At 45.6% G+C, this 3,639-nt stretch carries 4 protein-coding genes; 2 read left to right on the top strand and 2 right to left on the bottom strand.

The window, feature by feature from the left end; translation table 11 throughout:
* Positions 1–1,941: Calx-beta domain-containing protein (locus tag F6K20_RS29050; RefSeq protein ID WP_287296994.1), on the top strand; the 1,941-nt coding region annotated here is incomplete at its 5' end.
* Positions 1,942–2,164: 223 nt separating this feature from the next.
* Here the strand turns inward: F6K20_RS29050 and F6K20_RS29045 are convergent.
* Positions 2,165–2,596 carry a VOC family protein gene (locus tag F6K20_RS29045; RefSeq protein WP_008186652.1) on the bottom strand — a complete coding sequence of 144 codons (432 nt, stop codon included), beginning with the start codon at positions 2,594–2,596 and terminating at the stop codon, positions 2,165–2,167.
* Between the two features lie 34 nt (positions 2,597–2,630).
* The gene (locus F6K20_RS29040; RefSeq protein ID WP_154659852.1) at positions 2,631–2,804 is read right to left on the bottom strand and encodes a hypothetical protein; all 174 of its coding nucleotides are present in this window, start codon (positions 2,802–2,804) and stop codon (positions 2,631–2,633) included.
* A 235-nt stretch (positions 2,805–3,039) separates the two neighbouring features.
* Here F6K20_RS29040 and F6K20_RS29035 point away from each other — a divergent pair.
* On the top strand, positions 3,040–3,639 hold a 600-nt coding region (locus F6K20_RS29035), incomplete at its 3' end, for a DUF92 domain-containing protein (RefSeq protein WP_287296992.1).

The following is a 3,639-nucleotide window of genomic DNA, read 5'->3' as shown; positions in this document are numbered from 1 at the left end:
TCTATTGCTCTTGACACTGTTCCATCTGGGGCAGTAGAAATCACCATTACTGCCGATGACAACAGTGAAATCAGTGTTGATGGAGAGAGCTTCGACAACGAAGTGGTGGTCAGCCTAGTCGATACTGCTGCCAAAACCATTAAGGTAATGGCGGTGGATGACACCGTTGTCGAAGGTGAGCACACCAGCACCATCAGCTACGCCATTATCAACACCGGGGATGAGGTCAAATATCCATCAACTCTCAATATCCCATCCACCGAGATTACCATTACTGATAATGAGACTGTTACCACAACCCCAGAGATTATCATCAGTGAAAACCCAATACTATTTGAGGGTGGTACTGGTATCTACACTGTTGCGTTAACTAAACAGCCCCTTGGAGAAGTAGAAGTTACTATCAAAGCTGATGATCAAACTGAAATCAGTTTAGATGGAACTACCTTTGCTTCAGAGCAAGTGCTTACCTTCAATGAGGCAAAACTCCAAACTATCACAGTGCGAGGGCTGGATGATCAAGAGGTTGAAGGGGATCACGAAAGTACCATCAGCCACGAGATTACCAAATCCGAGGACAGTGTGAACTATCCCCTGGGCAATGTTGGGTTAGTCACTGCCAATATTTTTGATAATGACATCCCGATTGTCACGATCACTGCTAGTGACCTTGAGGCAGCGGAAAAAGACCAAGACCCAGGCAGCATCACCATCACTCGTTCCGGAGACACTAGTGAAGACCTTACTGTCAGTTACATGACTTTTGGTAGCACTGCTACCGCAGATGACTACAGTGAAACCCTCAATGGGTCAGTCACTATTGCCGCTGGTGAGTCTTCCGTCGAGCTGAAAATCACTCCAGAAATCGACTCCCGAATCGACGAAGGTGATGAAACTGTTAACCTGGTCTTAAATACCAGCGAAGATTATAACTTAGTTGGCAAAAGGTTTGCTCAGATTACCATTGCTGATGACACATCGTCAGTTCCTGACAATAGTACCAGGTTTGTCTGGCGTAATTCACTGACAGGAGAGAATAAGCTGTGGAAGATAGATGATACTCACCAGGTAAATACAGTTAGCCTTCCTGCGGAAAAAGATCTCAATTTGGAAATCCAAGGTACTGGAGACTTTGATGGCGACGGTGAAACGGATGATGTATTCTGGCTTAACAAAGTAACCGGAGCCATTAAATACTGGCAAGGGCAAGGTGACGAGATCAAGGAGGTGATTATTGAGTCTGGTGAGGTAGACCCCATGGAATGGGAAATCACCGAGTTTGCTGACTTTAACGGTGACCTCAAACATGATATTCTCGCCTACAACCGAGATACTGGAGAGGTTGCAATCTGGGAAATAGATGGTGACCAGCTGGTGAATAAGGGGAGCATTGAACGGGATGGTCAGGCTTTACTGATAGCCGAAGACAGTGGATGGGAAATCCACGGTGCTGGTAACTTCAGTGGTGGGGATCGAGATCAGATTCTGTGGTACAACCAGGATAGTGGACAGGTTGGCATATGGGAGATAAATGGCAACGAACTAGTCGATGCTGCCGTGGTAACACGAGACGATGAGCCGGTACTAGCACCATCATCAACTGGATGGCAAATCGAAGCTGTGGCGGACTTCAGCGGCGATGGCCAAGACCAGATTCTGTGGTACCACTCGGAGAGTGGACAGATTGCCACATGGCAGATGTCTAATAAGAAACTAGTCAAAGGTGACATCCTCACACGGGATGGTGAGCCCTTAGGAATACTAAGCTCAACTGGATGGAGCATTCAGGGTATTGCAGACGTAGATAATGACGGCAAGTATGATATTGTCTGGAACAACAATAATACTATTGCTTTTTGGCACTTGAATGGGTCTGAATTGAGGGATGCAATGGTCATCGACCAGCCACCCGAGGCTGGCTTCAACCCCAACCTTATCTAAGCTATACTGCACACGGTTATAACCTGAGCTGATTGACGATCAGAACTAGCCCCCCAAAACAGCGACCGTGGAAGCTATAGGGACTTGGTATCAGTAGTTCCAATCAGCTTAGCTGAAAAAACCCCTTACTCAGTAAGGGGTTTTTCTAGTTTTATCAACCTTTGTGTTCATCAACCCTTCTTGGGTGTGTTTCTCGTTTGAGAATTGCTGAAAAGGATTTGGCTTAAACGCGATCGCCAATTTCTGCCAACTCACGTCCACCAAAAATTGCTGAACTATGACAGTAGAACTTAAACTCCATTAAGTTATAAAATGGATCTTGGAGGAAGAAAGTGCGATGCTCTGTAAGTTGACCGGGAAAGCGGGTCTTGGGTTGCTCGTAGAAAGATAATTGTTTTTGTTTAGTACGGTAAAGTAAGGCTTCCCAATCAGCCAGGGATGTAAAAACTAACCCGAAATGTCGAGGATAAATACCCCGCTGAGGTGTCAGGGTTTCTTTGGTTAGGTGAGCCACGAGTTGATGACCGTATAAATTCAGAATCACCGCATGGCGAGATTCTCTACCGATTTCGCAGCCAAGTCCATCACCGTAGTAGACTTTAGTTTGCTCAATGTCGGTAACGGGAAATGCGAGATGAAATAGGACTGGTTTCATAAGTTTTGGTTTGAGGGGAAAACGGTTGAAGGTTTTAAAGGTTGAAGGTTGACGGTTGAAGGTTGAAGGTTTTGACGGTTGAAGGTTGAAGGTTTTGACGGTTGAAGGTTGAAGGTTTTGACGGTTGAAGGCAAAAGGGTTGAAGGTTGTTCTTGCCCAGGGATCTCTTGTAGGGTAGGTTGTTCGCGTAGCGTGGCCTTTTGGCCAAGGTTTTAAAGAAATTCAACTTTATTCAAGAATCTGACCTAATCTGGGATCCGGTTGCTTCAGTAGTGTGCTTTGTTATTGGTTTTTTGGATAATGGGGAATGGGTAATAGGGTATGAGTGCTGGGGTAATGGCTCGGAAGCAATTACAATTACCAATTATCAATTACCACTTACCAATTATCAATTACTAATTACCAATTAACCAATTACTAATTACCAATATAACTATTTTGCTATGCTTGATGATAGTCTTTCTTTAAATCCTTGGCTAGTTGCTGTTGCAGTGAACACAGTTTTCCTTGCCATGGTATGGATAGCCCCCAAAAAATTACTCACCCCTGCTGGGATTGTCCACGCTTGGATATTAGGCGTACTGATTTGGGGTACTCTGAGCTGGCCAGGTTACACAGTAGTCGGATTTTACTTTTTGGTAGGGTCTGGTGTCACCCGCATTGGTATGGCGCAAAAGGAAGCGGCAGGAATTGCGGAAAAGCGTTCCGGTGCTAGGGGACCAGAGAATGTTTGGGGTTCAGCACTGACTGGAGCGATTTGTGCCTTGGGTACCCTACTGGTGGATGCTCCTTACCAGCAGTTATTGTTACTGGGCTATGTTGCTAGTTTTGCTACTAAGCTGTCCGATACCACTGCCAGTGAGGTGGGTAAGGCTTACGGCAAACGGACTTTCCTATGCATTTTTGTGTGGGAAGGGGAATTTATCGGGAAGAGGGCCGGGCGATTTAAACCCTTGAGGTCCCAGCAAACTTGGGTTGCCCGGACTGTAAGGACCCTTTACAGATTTTTGAATGCTGTGATTGCCAAAACTGTTGAACGATTT

The organism is Moorena sp. SIO2C4 (genome assembly GCF_010672485.1).
Lineage (GTDB): Bacteria > Cyanobacteriota > Cyanobacteriia > Cyanobacteriales > Coleofasciculaceae > Moorena > Moorena producens.
The sequence above is the reverse complement of the archived record's forward strand: the minus strand, read 5'-3'. Positions and strand labels throughout refer to the sequence as shown.